General features: G+C 69.9%; 13 protein-coding genes. 7 read left to right on the forward strand and 6 right to left on the reverse strand.

Translation table 11 applies throughout. The annotated features are described in order from the left end of the window. Positions 1 to 5: 5 nt before the first annotated feature. A complete protein-coding gene (locus ACVCMG_RS01005) occupies positions 6 to 803 on the reverse strand; it encodes an MBL fold metallo-hydrolase (protein ID WP_447114687.1) in 798 nt (265 codons plus the stop codon). Positions 804 to 932: 129 nt separating this feature from the next. Between ACVCMG_RS01005 and pdxR the strand changes: the two genes are divergently transcribed. The 4 genes from pdxR to ACVCMG_RS01025 all read left to right on the forward strand — a co-directional run bounded on the left by pdxR (position 933) and on the right by ACVCMG_RS01025 (position 4,193). Then, positions 933 to 2,366, forward strand: coding sequence for a MocR-like pyridoxine biosynthesis transcription factor PdxR (gene pdxR, locus ACVCMG_RS01010; RefSeq protein ID WP_447114688.1), 1,434 nt, complete (start codon positions 933 to 935; stop codon positions 2,364 to 2,366). A 132-nt stretch (positions 2,367 to 2,498) separates the two neighbouring features. Next, positions 2,499 to 2,912 carry a CC0125/CC1285 family lipoprotein gene (locus ACVCMG_RS01015; RefSeq protein WP_447114689.1) on the forward strand — a complete coding sequence of 138 codons (414 nt, stop codon included), beginning with the start codon at positions 2,499 to 2,501 and terminating at the stop codon, positions 2,910 to 2,912. Then, entirely contained in the window at positions 2,909 to 3,361 is a 453-nt protein-coding gene (locus tag ACVCMG_RS01020) for a hypothetical protein (protein ID WP_447114690.1), read from the forward strand. Before ACVCMG_RS01015 ends, ACVCMG_RS01020 begins: the two co-directional genes overlap by 4 nt. Positions 3,362 to 3,437: 76 nt before the next feature. Then, entirely contained in the window at positions 3,438 to 4,193 is a 756-nt protein-coding gene (locus tag ACVCMG_RS01025; RefSeq protein ID WP_447106220.1) for a hypothetical protein, read from the forward strand. Between the two features lie 87 nt (positions 4,194 to 4,280). Here the strand turns inward: ACVCMG_RS01025 and ACVCMG_RS01030 are convergent, their stop codons facing one another. The 5 genes from ACVCMG_RS01030 to ACVCMG_RS01050 are packed head-to-tail and all read right to left on the reverse strand — an operon-like array spanning position 4,281 to position 8,130. Beyond that, positions 4,281 to 4,943 carry a hypothetical protein gene (locus ACVCMG_RS01030; RefSeq protein ID WP_447114691.1) on the reverse strand — a complete coding sequence of 221 codons (663 nt, stop codon included), beginning with the start codon at positions 4,941 to 4,943 and terminating at the stop codon, positions 4,281 to 4,283. 40 nt (positions 4,944 to 4,983) lie between these two features. Next, positions 4,984 to 5,727, reverse strand: a complete 744-nt coding sequence (locus ACVCMG_RS01035) for a hypothetical protein (RefSeq protein ID WP_447106218.1) — start codon at positions 5,725 to 5,727, stop codon at positions 4,984 to 4,986. Between the two features lie 17 nt (positions 5,728 to 5,744). Next, the gene (locus ACVCMG_RS01040) at positions 5,745 to 6,722 is read right to left on the reverse strand and encodes a hypothetical protein (protein WP_447106217.1); all 978 of its coding nucleotides are present in this window, start codon (positions 6,720 to 6,722) and stop codon (positions 5,745 to 5,747) included. A gap of 57 nt (positions 6,723 to 6,779) precedes the next feature. Next, positions 6,780 to 7,832 carry a hypothetical protein gene (locus tag ACVCMG_RS01045; RefSeq protein WP_447106216.1) on the reverse strand — a complete coding sequence of 351 codons (1,053 nt, stop codon included), beginning with the start codon at positions 7,830 to 7,832 and terminating at the stop codon, positions 6,780 to 6,782. A 46-nt stretch (positions 7,833 to 7,878) separates the two neighbouring features. Continuing rightward, positions 7,879 to 8,130 carry a hypothetical protein gene (locus tag ACVCMG_RS01050; protein ID WP_395118908.1) on the reverse strand — a complete coding sequence of 84 codons (252 nt, stop codon included), beginning with the start codon at positions 8,128 to 8,130 and terminating at the stop codon, positions 7,879 to 7,881. 161 nt (positions 8,131 to 8,291) lie between these two features. Here ACVCMG_RS01050 and ACVCMG_RS01055 point away from each other — a divergent pair, with 161 nt between their 5' ends. From ACVCMG_RS01055 to ACVCMG_RS01065, 3 genes are all read left to right on the forward strand, one after another. Further along, positions 8,292 to 11,030 carry a protein kinase domain-containing protein gene (locus ACVCMG_RS01055; protein WP_395118906.1) on the forward strand — a complete coding sequence of 913 codons (2,739 nt, stop codon included), beginning with the start codon at positions 8,292 to 8,294 and terminating at the stop codon, positions 11,028 to 11,030. 267 nt (positions 11,031 to 11,297) lie between these two features. Next, positions 11,298 to 12,074, forward strand: coding sequence for a TenA family transcriptional regulator (locus tag ACVCMG_RS01060; RefSeq protein WP_395118904.1), 777 nt, complete (start codon positions 11,298 to 11,300; stop codon positions 12,072 to 12,074). A 70-nt stretch (positions 12,075 to 12,144) separates the two neighbouring features. Next, a complete protein-coding gene (locus ACVCMG_RS01065; RefSeq protein ID WP_447114692.1) occupies positions 12,145 to 14,901 on the forward strand; it encodes a putative bifunctional diguanylate cyclase/phosphodiesterase in 2,757 nt (918 codons plus the stop codon). Positions 14,902 to 14,931: the final 30 nt, after the last annotated feature.

Genomic DNA, 14,931 nt, shown 5'->3' on the forward strand with positions numbered 1-14,931 from the left:
TGTCCTCAGGCGGCGATGGCGGCGAGATAGCGTGCGAACGAGGCATCGACCGCCGCGCGGCCGCCGCCGATGATGTTGCGGCCCCAGGTGAAGCCGTAGACGTCCTCGAAGTCGCAGCCGGCCAGGCGCGAGCGCATGCGGTGCACGTCGGCCGCCGGCATCGGCATGAAGTTGGGGTAGCTGTGCATGAACGAGACGTGGCGGCGGTCGCTGGCGACGTGCGGCGCGTCGCCGGAGAACAGCGCGCCGCCGGGTCGCGGCCCGTTCTTCCAGTGCAGCAAGGTGCTGCCGGGGAAGTGGCCGCCGCTGTTGATCAGGGTCACCGCGTCGGACAGGCGGTAGACCTCGCCGCGCCAGAACTGCACGTTCGGCGACGGCCGGCGCACCCAGTCGCGGTCCGCCTCGTGCAGCAGGATCGGCACGTTGCCGAACGCCTCGCTCCACTCCAGCATCGAAGCGTAGAAATGCGGATGCGAGATCGCGATCAGGTCCACGCCGCCGCGTGCCTTCAGGGCGGCGACCGCCTCGTCGGTGACCAGGCTCAAGGCTTCCCACAGGATGTTGCCCGCGTCGGTGGGCAGGTACAGCGCGCGCTGGTTGATGGCGAAATCCGGCGCCAGGCCGATGCCGAGCACGCCGGCTTCGTCCTGCAGGCGCAGCGTGTGGGTGGCCTTCAGGGCGTCGTGCGTCGTCCAGGTCTGGCCGTGCGCGCCGACGTATTGGCGCTCATCCTCGCAGACGGCGCAGTGCGTGGGGACGTTCGGGTATTGCGTGCCGCAGGTTTCGCAGATGGCGTTTGTCATGGTCTGGCCTCGCTTGGGGCGGGGGTGCCCGCCGGCTTTTCGACTCGGGAACGGCGGGCGGCGCCCGCCGTACGGTGCCGACTCTAGGCATAATCTGGACCTGTGATTGATCCATTCCCGAGAGATTCCATGGAACCAGTTTTTCCGTTCCCGGTGCTGCTGCCGCGTGGCTCAGGCACGCTCACGCAGGCGCTGCACCAGCAATTGCGCGCGGCGATCCTGGACGGCCGCCTGCCACCACACGCCGCGTTGCCCGCCACGCGGAAAGTGGCCGAGGCCCTGGGCGTGGCGCGAAATACCGTGGTCGCCGCCTACGACCTGCTGATCGCGGAGGGCTACCTGGCCCCACGTCAGGGCGCCCGGCCGCGGGTCGCCGAGTTCGTTCGGCGGCGATCCAGGCCGGTGCACACGGGCGCGGACGAATCGCGTTTCGCGCCGGCATGGCGCACGCCGTTCCTGCAGCCGTCGCCGGCGCGCAGCCTGCCCGAGCGAAATTTCCGTCTGGGCATTCCCGACCACCGCCATTTTCCGCACGAGGTCTGGCGCCGGCTGATGGCGCAGACGCTGCGCCAGAGCGCCCGCGAACCGTTCGCCTATGCGCCGTCGCAAGGCATCCCTGCCTTGCGCGAGGCGATCGCGCAGCACGTCGCGTTCACCCGCGCGGTGGCCTGCGGCGCCGACGATGTGATCGTCACCTCCGGCGCGCAGCAGGCGTTCGACCTGATCGCCCGCCTGCTGGTCACGCCGGGGCAGACGAAGGTGGCGGTGGAGGAACCGGGCTACCCGCCGGTGCGCGCCGCGTTCGCCGCCGCCGGCGCGCAACTGGTGCCGCTGCCGGTGGACGACGAGGGCCTGTGCGTCGAGCGTCTGCCCGACGACGTGCGCATCATCAGCGTCACCCCGTCGCACCAGTCGCCCACCGGCGTGGCGATGTCGCTGCGTCGGCGTGCCGACTTGCTCGACTTCGCGCGTCGTCGCCATGCGGTGATCGTGGAGGACGACTACGACGGCGAGTTCCGCTTCGGCGACCGTCCGCTCGATGCGCTGCAGACGCTGGACCGCGACGCCCTGGTGTTCTACGTCGGCACTTTCTCCAAGAGCATGTTTCCCTCGCTGCGCAAGGGCTTCGTGGTGGCGCCGGCGTGGGCGCGCAGCGGGCTGGTCACCGTCAAGCACTGCGTCGACTCGCATTGCGACGGCATAACCCAGGCCGCGCTTGCCGCCTTCATCCGCGACGGCCACCTCGCGCGGCACGTGCGCCACATGCGGCCGATCTACGCCGGGCGCCGCGCGGCCCTGCTCGACGCGCTGCAGGGTGAGCTCGGCCGCTGGTTGCAACCGATTCCCTCCGAAGCCGGCCTGCACCTGGCCGCGCGATTCCGCGACCCCGCGCGGGCGGCCCGGCTCATGCCGATCATCCTGCGCCACGCCGTCGGCGCCGAATCCACCGCCAGCTACGCGATGACGCGCACGATCGAGCCGGCGGTGACGTTCGGCTACGGCGTGATCGATCCGCACGCCATCACCAGGGCGTTCGCCCAGTTGCGCCGCGTCCTGGCCTGAAGCGCTTGCGGCCACCGGGGTGGCCGTGCATCATCGCGCGGCACGCGTCGGCGGATACGCATCGAGGCGGCTTTTCGCCGCGACAGGCTGGCGAGGGAACGGGGGAAGGGGATGGGAAGAAGGATGTGGGCGATGGTGGCCGCCGTGCTGCTTGGCGGCTGCGCCACGGGCTATCACTCCGACAAGGGGGTGATCCGCGGTTACACCGGCGGTTACTGGGAGCAGCCCGGCCCGGGTGAACTGCTCAAGGTGGGTTTCTCCGGCAACGGCTACATCGACCGCGACACCACCCACGCCTATCTGATGTACCGCTGCGCCGAGCTGGCGCTGCAGCGGCACAAACGGTATTTCCGCCTGTACGAATCGCTGCCGGATGCCATCCGCGACCGCCCCACCATGGACCTCACCGTTGGCCGGGTGGCGGGCGACATGGGCGACTGGGTGTTCGTGCTGTTCGACCAGGACTACTCCGCCGGCGACCTCGAGGCGGGCGAGATCGAGAAGCGCTACGTCTCTTATGTCCATGCACAGGCAGGCCACCGATGAGCGCCGATCGCGTCACCCGCCGGCTGCTGACCGCCGTGGCCGCTGCCGTTCTTGGCGGCTGCGCGGGGCTGCCGATGTACCAGCCGGCAGCCGGCCAGCCGCTGGCCACGATCAAGCTGTCGCCGAACCTGGCCAGCCAGGCGATGCCGCTGAGTTTCTGCGATGGTCGCCGGTGCTACAACCTCAAGAGCAGCCACGGCGAGCTGCAGGTGCCGACGGGCGAGCGCCTGATGCTGTTCAAGGTGCTGGTGGCAAGCGGCTACCAGCGGATGTATTCGTGTTCGCCCGACCTGACCTTCGTGCCCTATCCGGGCGTGGTCTATTACGCGGACTTTGCGTTGCGCGCGGAGCACTGCGTGCTGGGCCTGTATCGCGATGCGCCGGCCAGCCGCGTGGGCATCCTGTTCGAGCCGACCGTGCGCGCGGTGCCGCACAAGCACGCCGGTTGAACTGCCGGCGGCGCCGACCGTGTGCGCGCCGCCCGGGCAGGCGATACTGGCCGCCCCTGGCGACCGGAACCGTACCATGACCTCACGCGTGATCCTTGCCGCGCTGCTCGCCGCGTTGGCCTTGCCGGCACTGGCCCGGGCCGATGCCGTGTCCGACCTGCGTGCCACCTTGGGCAAGCTGCAGCCGGCGCAGCCGCTGCTGGCCACGGCGCGCGTCAGCAGCACGGTGAAGAAGGAAGACGGCAAGATCGAGCGCGCGCAGCTGCAGTTGGGCGTGCGCAGCGGCACCGATGGCCTGGAGCTGCATTTTTCGCCGGAGCTGCTGCAGCGTGCCGCGGCCGAGGCGGCGGTGAACGCGAAGAACAAGGATGCGCCGACGCCGGTGCAGGACCTGCTCGGCCAATTGAGCCCGGTCAACGTGCAGCCGATGGTGAATTACGCGCCGGTGCTGCTGCGCCAGCTCGACGGCGCGACCCTGGCCAGCCAGCGCGACGACACCCGCAACGGCAAGCCGGCGCGCCTGCTGGTGTTCGACGTGCCGATGCCGCCGTCAGCGAACAAGGAGATGTCGGTCAAGAAGTACGCCGGCCAGCTCAGCGTGTGGCTGGGCGCCGATGGCGTGCCGGTGGCGGTGCGCAACATGCTGGCGATCAAGGGGCGCAAGCTGCTCATCAGCATCGAGTTCGGCACCACCACCGACTACGCGTTGCAGCAGGTCGGCACGCGCCTGCTGGCGGTGTCGCGGCGCACCGAGGAAAACCACTCCGTGTTCGGCCACGACGGCAGCAGCGTGACCGAGGCGGTGCTGGCGCCGATGGCGCCGAGCCACTGAGCGGAGCCGGCCGCATCCCGGCAGCCGCGCCAAGTCCGTCGGGGCCCGTCCGCGGGCTCCGACGGCGGCGTTGCGCTCACCGCGACCCTAGTGGTGCTTCTTTTTCGACAGTGCGTCGAGCAGCAGCCCCATGCCCGCGGCGGCCTGCTCGCCGCGGTTGCCGTTGCCGTTGCCATCGCCGAGCAGGCCCAGCGAACCGCCACGCAGTTGCTGGAAGTCCAGCGAATACTGGTTGCCCACGCGCACCTTCTGCTGGCCGGGGATGGGCTGCAGATCCTCCACCGGCAGGTCGGCGGCGAACACGTTGCTGACCGGCGTCGACGCGACGCTGCGGCTGAAGATCCAGCTGGCCGTGCGGCTTGATCCCGGCGCGATGGTGAAGTTGCCCTTGACCCCGCTGCGGCTGATCACGGCGATGCCGACGATGCGCTCGGGATAACGCCAGTCGATGGAATAGGTGTTGCCGTAGTTGTCGGTCATGGTCGCCGCCCCGCGCCACGGAAAGGCCAGCGAGACGGGCTCGCTGCCGGTGTTGCGGAAGCGCACGTTGAGGCGCAGGAAGTGGGTGCGATGCGTACGGTCCCACGACGGGCTGACCGAGGTCACCTCGGCCACGAACGGACCGGCATCGAAGCAGGACACGCCGGCACAGTCGGCCGCGTGGGCGGGAACGCCTGGCATGGCCACGGCAAACAGCGTGGCCAGCGCGAGTGCGGGCAGGCGGGTGGCGAAGGCACGGACTCGGATCATGATGGTGGCTCCTGGGCTGGTGGAGGGTTGGGGCGGACGGTCAGTCCCTGGTCGTGACACGCGCCACGGTGCTGCCGCTGCGGCTGTCGCGAAGGCTCCACGAGTCGACGTGCGCCACCACGGTTCCGCCGCCGGGGCCCGGCAACACCTTGCGGATGTGCACGGTGGCATCGAGCAGCAGCGAGTCGTTGCCGATCCTGTCGACGATCGCCTGCGCCTGGTCTTTCGGCACGCTCCAGCTCTGTGCGGCCAGCGCGTTGTCGAACTTGAGATTCACGGTCTGCTCCTGCGCCTTGAAGGTGTAGACCGCGCCGGGCGACAGCGCGCCCACGGTGAACTCGCCGTAGGTGGGGTCGTAGCTGCTCAGGTTCGCCTGGAGGGTGAGTTGCAGCATGCCCACGCCGCGCACTGCGGCCAGGCCGGCCTCGAACTCGGCGCGCACGGCAGCGCGGCGTGCCGCCTTGTCGGCACCGGGTGCGTAGCGCACGCGTTGATCGGCCTCCACCCACTGGTCGACCGGCGGCGCGATGCCGGCCAGGTCGTAATAGAGGAACACCATGGTGGCGTTGTCCGGGTTGTTCAGCGTGCCGCTGCGGCCGGCCAGGCTGCCGGCATCGGCGCCGGGCGCCGCGGCTCCGGCCGGTCGCGTCGGCGTTGCCGCGGCCGGCTCGCCCACTGCCGTGGCGGCGGTCGGTGCGGCTGGCGATTTGCCGCAGCCGGCCAGCAACAGCGCTGCCAGCACAAGGCAGAGCGGAACCGTGCCGGTGCGGGGGATCGGATTCATGCGCATGCCTGCGTACCTCACAGTTGGGGCGCCTGGGCGTTCTTGCCCGCGTCGCGCACCTGTTGCGCGCGGCGTTCGGCATCCATCGCCTGCAGCCCCTGCTGGGTGTCGGTCAATGCCTGGTAGCCGCCGGCCTGGTCGACCACGCCGACCTGCAGGTACTGCGCCAGCGCCGGATTGCCGCGCAGCGGAACCACGTTGGCAGCCACCACCAGGCCGCAATCCGCCGACAGGCTCACGCCGCTGTCCGGGTCGGCGGCGCCGCGACACCGGTTGAACAGCGGCGAGGTCTCGGTGATCAGGCGTCCGCGCGGGTCGTAGGCCCAGCGCAGCTGGTGGGTGTCGCCTTGGTCGTTGCGCTCGGTGGAGGCGCCGTATTTCTCCAGCAGGGCCTGCTCGACGCTGTCCACGGTCGGGTTGCGATCCTGCTCGAACCACTGCTCGCGGGCCACGCTGATGGCTTTCTCCTGGCCCGGCATGCCCATCGTGGCGACGAACCACTTCGACTGGCCCGGCTGCATGTCCTGGCGGACCGCGTTCATGCCCCGCGCCATCGCATCGCGCTCCATCTCCTGCATGATCTGGCGGCCGCTCTTGTTCACCCGCGGCTCGGCGAAGCGCGCACTGAAGCCCTGGCGGACGGTCTGCCCGAAGGTGTTGATCTCGAAGCCGCGACTGTTCTCGGGCTTGATCACCAGCAAGGGGCCGCTGCACATCACCGCGTTGGCGGCCTGCTCGTAGCTCATGCCGGGACGCACGCCGACGATGTCGTCCACCGGCGTGCCCGGAGCGTTCGGCGCGGCATCGACCGGGCAGTCGACATCGCCTCGCGCGGCGGCGGCGACGTCCTCGGCCGACGCGTCGCCGGACGGCGCCGCCGCCGGTGCCGCGGCTCGGCCATCGCTTCCGGCGGTGGCCGCGCCGGGCTTGTCCGCGCCGCAGGCGCAGAGCAGGCCGGCGATCAGCAGGAGACCTGCAAGCTGTGTGGTGTGCATGGTGCTGGTCCTCATCGAAGGGATAGGGAAGTGCCCGGGTCGTGCGGGCCGGCGCGTTCACGCATCCGGCGGTGGCGTGTCGTTGCCCGCGCTGCTGCCGTGCTCGCGGGCCATCTGGGCGGCGCGGGCCTGTGCCGCGCGCGCTTTCTGCTGCACGCGCTCCGCCTGGGTGCGCATCTGCGCTTCGAGGGCCGCCGGATCGAGGTCGCGCGCGGTGTCGTTGAAGATCACCACCCAGCCGCTGGCGTAGACCACCAGGCCCAGGCTGAAGGCGAGGAAATACAGCACCAGCGAGGAGGCGCCCGCTGCCCGCAAGCCGGGCAGTGCGCCGAGCAGGCCGCCGCCCATCCCGCCCAAGGCGAGCATGGCGTTGCCGTAGCCGCCCGGCTGGCCGTAGCCGGCGTGGCCGATGTGGACCATCTGCTGCAGCGCGCCGGAGGTGGCCACGCCGAGCGAGACGATCAGCACGCCAAGCACGATCACGAACGCCGCCATCAGGTTGAGCAACACGCCGCGCAGCGCGGTGTCGAACAACCGCGAGCGGATCACCAGCACCGTGGTGGCGACGATGCCGAACACCGAGCGCCCGTTGCAGGCAGCCACCGCCGCCAGCGGCACGGCGATGAACAGCAGTGCGTACAGCGTCACGCCCACCACCAGGGCCACGACCGGAAACACCACGTAGTTGAGCGGCGGCCCGATGCCGGGGATCTGGGTGACCAGGAACAGCGCGCCGGCTGCCAGCAGCAGCAACAGCATCGCGATGCACAGCAGCAGCATCGCCAGCAGCACCTTGATCGCGGCGAAGAAGCCGCTGATCGCCGCGACAGCGATGCCGGCCGGCCGCTGCCCACGACCCGTCTGCAACTGCCGCAGCGTCACGGCGCAGTAGCCGGCTTCGCCCACCAGCCAGGCGAGCACCATCAGCAGCAGGCCGAAGGTCGAGCCAATGCTGCCGGCGGCGAAGCCGGCCGTGGCCAGCGCCGTGAGCGCCAGCGCCAGGATCGCCGCCAGCGCGACCAGGGCGAGGTTGGCCGGGCTGCGCAAGGCTTCCAGTGCGGACAGGAAACTGCCGGGTCCGGCAGCGCTTGCAGTGGTTGGCGTGGACATCGGGATCACCTCGTGGCGGATGGACGTTCAACGGGTACGACAGCGGTCATTCGCGGCAGGCCACCTGCAGGGTGTTGCCGTGGCAACGCAGCCGGTCGGCGGTGGCCGCCTTGCCGTTGACCGCGCACACGGCACCCATCTGGTGCACCAGCTCGCGGTCGCGGTTCATCGCGCTGATCCGCGCGTCGTTGCAGCCGCTGGCGTCGACATCGACCCAACTGGTCCGGTGGTCGCATCCCGCGGCGCAGGCCAGGATCAGCAACAGCGACGCGGCGGACGGATGCGGCAGGGATCGCATGGCGGGCTTCGCGGCAGTGGCAGTGGACGGAGCGATTGGCGCACGCCGGCGGCCGCCAAGTCGTCACGGCGGCCTAACCGATCACTAACGGCGGTGGCGATCGTTGCGGGGCGCGGCTCGCGCCGCACTGCCATCTGCGGCATAGTTCCCGTGGGGGGCCTATGCAGCCGGTCGAACAGGGCGACGAACAACCGCTTTATCGGTACACCTTCGGCAACGTCGAATTCGACGAGGCGCGCGGCGAGTTGCGCGTCGACGGCCAGCCGGTGGAACTGGAGCAACGCCCGCAGCAGGTGCTCGCTTGCCTGCTGCGTCGCGCCGACGAGGTGGTGCCGCGCGAGGAGTTGTTCGCGACGGTATGGGGCGCGCGGCCTACCGTGGACAACGTGCTGGCCAACGCGGTCGCCAAGCTGCGCAAGGCGTTCGGCGCCGGTGGGCATGGGCGCATCGTCAACCTGCCGCGGGTCGGTTATCGCCTGCACGGGCCGGTGGAGCGGACCGTTTCCGGCCGGCGTCTGCACAGTCTGCTGTCGTTGGCTGCAGGGCAGAGCGTGCCCGGGCGCGAACACTTCCGCCTGCGCAAGCAGCTCGGGCCGGCGCACGGCAACGAGGTCTGGCTGGCCCGCCACGACAAGACCGGCGAATTGCGCGTGTACAAGTTCAGTGCCGACGGTGAGCGCCTGGCGGCGCTCAAGCGCGAGGCCACGATCCACCGGCTGTTGCGCGAGAGCCTGGGCGAGCGCGTCGACTTCGTGCGCGTGATCGACTGGAACTTCGCCACCGCGCCGTTCTATCTGGAATGCGAGTACGGCGGCGAGGACCTGGCGCAATGGGCCGCCGGCTCGCCCGGCCTGGCCGCGCTGGACTTGCCGCAGCGGTTGCAGCTGTTCCTGCAGATCGCCGATGCCATCGTCGCCGCTCACGAAGTCGGCGTGCTGCACAAGGACATCAAGCCGGCCAACGTGCTGATGCGGCCGGCCGGCGACGGCTGGCAGCCGCGGTTGGCGGATTTCGGCGCCAGTCGGCTGCTCGAGCCCGAACGCCTGCAGGAACTGGGCATCACCGCGCTGGGCCTGACCCTGACTCAGGCGGCCGGCGACTCGAGCGCCACCCCGCTGTACCTGGCGCCGGAGCTGCTGGCGGGCCAGCCGCCGACGGTGCAGAGCGACGTCTATGCGCTTGGCCTGATGCTGTACCAACTGGTAGTGGGCGACCTGCGCCGGCCGCTGGCACCCGGATGGGAGGCCGACGTCGACGACGAGTTGCTGTGCGAGGACATCGCCGCGGCGACCGCCGGCGCGCCCGCGCGCCGGCTGCGCAGCGTGGCCGAGCTGTGCGCGCGATTGCGCCGGCGCGAGGCGCGCCAGGTCGAACGCAGCCGGCTGCGCGAGGCCGAGGCGCGTGCGCATCGCGCCGAGCAGCGCCTGCAGCGCAGCCGTGCACGACGGCCGTGGATCGTCGCCGCCGTGCTGCTGCTGCTGGTCGGCCTGGCTACCAGCTTGTGGCAGTTCCAGCGTGCCCGCGTGGCCCGCGACGAAGCGCAGCGGCAGGCCGCATTGGCTACCGCGACCAATCAATTCCTCAACCAGGACCTGCTGGGTGCAGGCATCGGCGGTGACTCGCCGGCGTGGTACGAGAAGAACCCCCGCCTCGGCGACATCCTCGATGCCGCGGCCACGCGCGTGGACCAGCGCTTCGGCAAGGCACCGCTGTTGGCGGCCGGCCTGCACCAGACCCTGGGCCGCGCGTATCGCAGCACCGGTGATTACCGCAAGGCGCTGGCCCACCTGCTGGCCGCAGCCGGTTTGCTGCGCCAGAAGCTCGGCCGCGCGGACGAACGCAGCCTGCTGGCCGAGTACGAACTGGTGGTGATGCAGGCGCACATGTCGCAGTTCAAGCAGGCCACGGCGCGCCTTGACGAGGCCGATGCGGCCGCCGGCGTGACCCGCCAGGCAGTGTCAGAGGTGAGCCTGCGCTCGCACATGGCGCGCGGCGACCTGGCCTACCAGCAGTTGCAAGTGCAGGTGGCGCTGGACAACTACCGTGCCGCGCTGACCACGCAGAAGATCCTGCATCCGGATGATGCGCTGATGTCCGCCCACCTGCTGCTGGGCATCGCCGGCTGCCAGCTGCGCCTGGACCGGGCCGGCGAGGCCGAACGGATCGCCCGCGAAGTGCTGGGCGGGCCGGCCTACACCGAGCAGCGCGTGGGCCGGGCGGTGCTGGCGCTGGCGCACTCGCGGCTGGGCGACGCGCTGCGCGCGCAGGGTCACCATGCCGCGGCCATCGTGGCCACGCAGCAGGCGCTGGCGGACTACGAGGCGACGCAAGGGCCCAGCGGGCAGGGCACGATCACGGCGCTGAGTTCGCTGGGCTACCTGTATTCGCTGAGCGGCGACGAGGCCAGGGCGCTGGTGGTGCAGCGCGACGTCTACCGGCGCGCGCTGGCACGCTGGGGTCCTCGCCACCAGTACACCCTGGTCGAGCAGCTCAACCTTGGCTCGCAGGAGCAGGAGGCCGGTGACCTGCCCGCCGCGCTGGCCGATCTGCGCGCGGCCGAGGATGGCCTGGTGGCGGTGTCCGGCGAACGTAGTCCCGCGGTGCAGGCGGCGCGCGTCGCGCGCGCCGACGTGCTCAGCCAGTTGGGTCGCCAGGCCGAAGCGCTGGCCCTGATCGAGCATGTCGATCCGGCGGCCTACCAGGCCAGCACTGCCGATCCGGGCCGCGCCTCCGTGCTTGGCGCGCTGCACGCGCAGATCCTGCTGCGCATGGGAAGGCGCGCCGAAGGGACAGCACGGATGCAGCAGGCATTGCGCAACATGAGCGCCGCTGGCGTACCGGAGGATGAAATCGCCCGCTATCGCAAGGACCTGCCCGAGAGCGCGGTGGCCGCGCAGTGATTGCCGAGCGCCCCCTCGCGAACCCGCGAAAACCAACCAGGCATCCGGATGTCCGGACCGCCGGCTGGCGTGAATGGGCGGAGTGCGACATGGTATCCAGACAGCAACCCCTGCACTGCGGCACGCTGCTCGTGCGTCGCCATTGCAGCCGATGCGGCATTTTTCCGTGGCGCCGCCTCCGGCGGCGTCCGATCAGGACCGGCAGCAGTCCAGCGCGCGGTCAGGCAAGGCGAACCACCGCAACATCCACCTGTAAGGAGATGGAAGATGAACACCCGTTTTGAACGTACCGGCCCGCTCACCGAACTGACCAGCTACCCCCAATGGGCGCAGGACATGGTGGCCGATTGCGAAGCCGCCAAGCAAGGCGTCGTGCGGCACGAGATGTGGGACCTGATGAGGGAGGCTTCGCTCAGCCACACGGCGACGCGTCACTTCATGGTCGGGATCTGGCCGGTGATCGAGCGTTTCCCGGCGTACATGGCGCTGAGCCTGCTCAAGACCCGCTTCGGCCGCAGCCCCGGCGACAACCTGGCCCGGCGCTGGCTGGTGCGCAACATCCGCGTGGAGCAGAACCATGCCGAATACTGGCTCAACTGGGCCGAAGGCGCGGGCGTTGAGCGCGAGGACGTGCTGAACGGCCGGGCGCCGCACGGCACCGGTACCCTGGCGGACTGGTGCGAGGAGATTTGCGCCAGCGGTTCGCTGGCGGCGAGCATCGCAGCCACCAACTACGCCGTCGAGGGGGCCACTGGCGAGTGGTCGCAGCGCGTATACGAAAGCAAGGCCTATGCCGAGAGCTTCGCGCCGAAGGAACGTGCCGGCAGTTTGCGCTGGCTTCAACTTCATGCCGCTTATGACGATACCCATCCGTGGGAGGCGCTGGAGATCGTCTGCACGTTGATGGGGACGACCCCGGCCGCGCACGACGTGGAACATATTGCCAGTTGCATCAAGCGCAGCTATGTAAGCATGCGCATCAGCATGGATCATTGCATCGGCACGCGTTACGAGTTGGAGGCCCTGAGGGAAGCCGCCGCCTGACGTACCGAACTGCAGCAACCAAGGAGCACGCAGTGGGTCACAAGGCACCAGTCATGGTAGAAGGGGCATGATGCGCACTTCCCGAGCCACCTTGCAAAAGCCATTGTCGCGGCGACTGATGCCGCTGGCGTATGCGCTGATCGCGATGGTGGGGCTGATGCTGGCCTTGACCTGGGGCGCGTTGCAGATCCAGATCACTCTCGCCGGTTTCCTCAACGGCGAGAGTCTGTGGTCCAAGGCGCAGAAGCAGTCGGTGATCGACCTGGAAGCCTATGCGATCAGCGGCGACGCCGCGGACCTGGCCGGCTTCAGGCGCCACTACGCGGTAGTGCTCTCCGATCGCTGGGCCCGCGACGCGATCGCCTCGGGCCAGTTCGACCACGACAAGGTCGCCCAGGCGTTCGCCCGGGGCAGCGTGATCCCCGATGCCATCCCCGGGATGATCTTCATCCTCCAGCATTTTTCGTCGGCGCCGCACATCAGCGAGGCGCTGCGCGCCTGGTACTCGGTCGACGACGCCATTACCGAGCTGGACGAGATTGCCGGCGAGTTGCAACGCGCCTACGCGGCCGGTGGCCTGCCGCCGGCCGAGCAGCTTCGCCAACGCAGTCGCATCCACGAATTGAACCGATTCATCGAGCCGCGCACCAACGTCTTCTCGGTCGAGGTGGCGCGCGGCGCCTCGTGGGTCGGCAAGCTGCTCTTCGGTGGCGTGGTCGCGGTCACCCTGGTCGCCGTGCTGCTGTGGCTGGGCATGGCCCGGCGCATCCTGGAGAGCATCCGCGGCAGCGAAGAGCGCTACCGGCTGCTGTTCGACAGCGCCGCCGACGCGATCGTGATGATCGACGAAGGCAGCGGACGCATTCTCGACGTGAACCGCACGGCGGCGGCCTGGACCGGGCGCAGCGCGAAGGAGCTGATCGGCGACCGCTACGTGCACCTGTTCCTGCAGCCGCTGGCCGGCCAGCAGGCGGGGCGCGCCGCCACCAACGCGCTGCTGGCCGCCGACGGCAGCTCCCGCCCGGTGGAGACCCAGACCAGCGTTGCCCGCTGGGGCGAGTTGCCGGTGTGCCAGGCGATCATCCGCGACATCTCCGAGCGGGTGGCGATGGAACAGGAGCGCCGGGTGGCGGCCGAGGCGCTGGCCAGCATCGCCGAGGGCGTGGTCATCGCCGACGCGCAGCAGCGGATCACCTCCACCAACGCGGCGCACACCGAGCTGACCGGCTTCAGCAGCCTGGCGCTGCAGGGCCGGCGGCTGGGCGACACGCGCCGCCTGCCGGACGGGCGTGCGCTGCCGAAAGCCATCTGGGACGACGTGGCCGCCGGCGGCAACTGGATCGGTGAGGTGCTGAGCACCCGCGCCGACGGCACGACCTATCCGGAACACTTGAGCCTCAGCGCGATCCGCAATGGCGACGGCCACGTGACGTATTACGTGGCGGTGTGCACCGACATCCACGAGGCCAAGGCCAACCAGCGCCGGCTGGAACACCTGGCCCGGCATGATCCGCTCACCGGCCTGGTCAATCGCGCCGAGTTCGAACGCTACTGCAGCGAGGCGATCGCCCAGGCCGAGCGCGAGCGGCTGGCGGCGGTGGTGCTGTTCATCGACCTGGATGCATTCAAGATCGTCAATGACAGTTACAGTCACGCGATCGGCGACCGCTTGCTGGTGAAAGTGGGCGAGCGCATCAGCCGGCAGCTCTCCAACGGCGACGTGGCCGGGCGCATCGGCGGCGACGAGTTCACCGTGCTGCTGCCGCGACTGAGCCTGCGCGAGGATGCGCGGGCGATCGTCAACCGGTTGCTGGCGACGCTGTCCGAGCCGCTGGTGCTGGACGATTACGAGGTCGTGCTCACCGCCAGCATCGGCGTGGCCGGCTACCCGCTGGACGGCAACGACGCGGCCACCCTCATCGCCAACGCCGACGCGGCGATGTATGCGGCCAAGACCGAGGAGCGCAACGCGTTCCGCTTCTACACGCCGATGATGCATGCCGACAACCGGCGCCGCCTGCAGCTGGCGACCGAACTGCGCCAGGCACTGAGCCGGGGCGAGTTCCGCCTGGTGTTCCAGCCCAGCATCGAGCTGGGCAGCGGGCGCATCGTTGCGGTGGAGGCGCTGCTGCGCTGGCAGCATCCGGAGCGCGGCGAGGTACTGCCCGGCGAGTTCATCCCGGTGGCGGAGAGTCTGGGCCTGATCCGGCGCATCGACGAATGGGTGCTGCAGGCCACCTGCGCCCAGATCCAGGCCTGGGACCTGGCCGGCGTGCCGCCGATCCGCGTGGCGGTGAACATCTCCGCGCGCTGGTTCGGCCATCCATCCTTCGTCGACGGGGTCAGCCGTACCTTGCAGTCGCGTCGCGTTTCGCCGCACCGCCTGCTGCTGGAAATCACCGAGAGCGCGATGCTGCGGCTGGGCGACGACACCCAGCGCACCATGCAGACGCTGGACATGCTGAACATCGACGTGGCCATCGACGATTTCGGCACCGGCTACTCCTCGATGGCGTACCTCAAGCTGCCGGCCGTCACTTACCTGAAGATCGACCGCTCTTTCGTCACCGGCCTGCCCGGCGACGCCAACGACGCGGCGATTACCGAGGCGATGCTGGCGATGTCGCGCAGCCTGGGCCTGGTCACCATCGCCGAAGGCATCGAGACCGAGGCGCAGCACGAGTTCCTGCTGCGCGCCGGTTGCGTCGAGGGGCAGGGCTACCTCTACTCGTATCCGTTGCAGGCCGAGGAAATCCAGGCGTTGCTCAGCCCCAACCAGCAGAGCGGCTCCCCCCGTCTGCGATTGGTGCCGCCACGGCGCGGTTGATCGGCATGCGGCGCGTGGCATCGACCCGGC

This window comes from Rhodanobacter sp. UC4451_H18 (assembly GCF_052978225.1).

Coding starts and splice junctions, on each gene's coding strand:
- ACVCMG_RS01015 (WP_447114689.1), top strand. CDS start 2,499: ATGGTGGCCGCCGTGCTGCTTGGCGGCTGCGCCACGGGCTATCACTCC.
- ACVCMG_RS01030 (WP_447114691.1), bottom strand. CDS start 4,943: ATGATCCGAGTCCGTGCCTTCGCCACCCGCCTGCCCGCACTCGCGCTG.
- ACVCMG_RS01005 (WP_447114687.1), bottom strand. CDS start 803: ATGACAAACGCCATCTGCGAAACCTGCGGCACGCAATACCCGAACGTC.
- ACVCMG_RS01060 (WP_395118904.1), top strand. CDS start 11,298: ATGAACACCCGTTTTGAACGTACCGGCCCGCTCACCGAACTGACCAGC.
- ACVCMG_RS01055 (WP_395118906.1), top strand. CDS start 8,292: ATGCAGCCGGTCGAACAGGGCGACGAACAACCGCTTTATCGGTACACC.
- ACVCMG_RS01065 (WP_447114692.1), top strand. CDS start 12,145: ATGCGCACTTCCCGAGCCACCTTGCAAAAGCCATTGTCGCGGCGACTG.
- ACVCMG_RS01050 (WP_395118908.1), bottom strand. CDS start 8,130: ATGCGATCCCTGCCGCATCCGTCCGCCGCGTCGCTGTTGCTGATCCTG.
- ACVCMG_RS01040 (WP_447106217.1), bottom strand. CDS start 6,722: ATGCACACCACACAGCTTGCAGGTCTCCTGCTGATCGCCGGCCTGCTC.
- ACVCMG_RS01045 (WP_447106216.1), bottom strand. CDS start 7,832: ATGTCCACGCCAACCACTGCAAGCGCTGCCGGACCCGGCAGTTTCCTG.
- ACVCMG_RS01020 (WP_447114690.1), top strand. CDS start 2,909: ATGAGCGCCGATCGCGTCACCCGCCGGCTGCTGACCGCCGTGGCCGCT.
- ACVCMG_RS01035 (WP_447106218.1), bottom strand. CDS start 5,727: ATGAATCCGATCCCCCGCACCGGCACGGTTCCGCTCTGCCTTGTGCTG.
- pdxR (WP_447114688.1), top strand. CDS start 933: ATGGAACCAGTTTTTCCGTTCCCGGTGCTGCTGCCGCGTGGCTCAGGC.
- ACVCMG_RS01025 (WP_447106220.1), top strand. CDS start 3,438: ATGACCTCACGCGTGATCCTTGCCGCGCTGCTCGCCGCGTTGGCCTTG.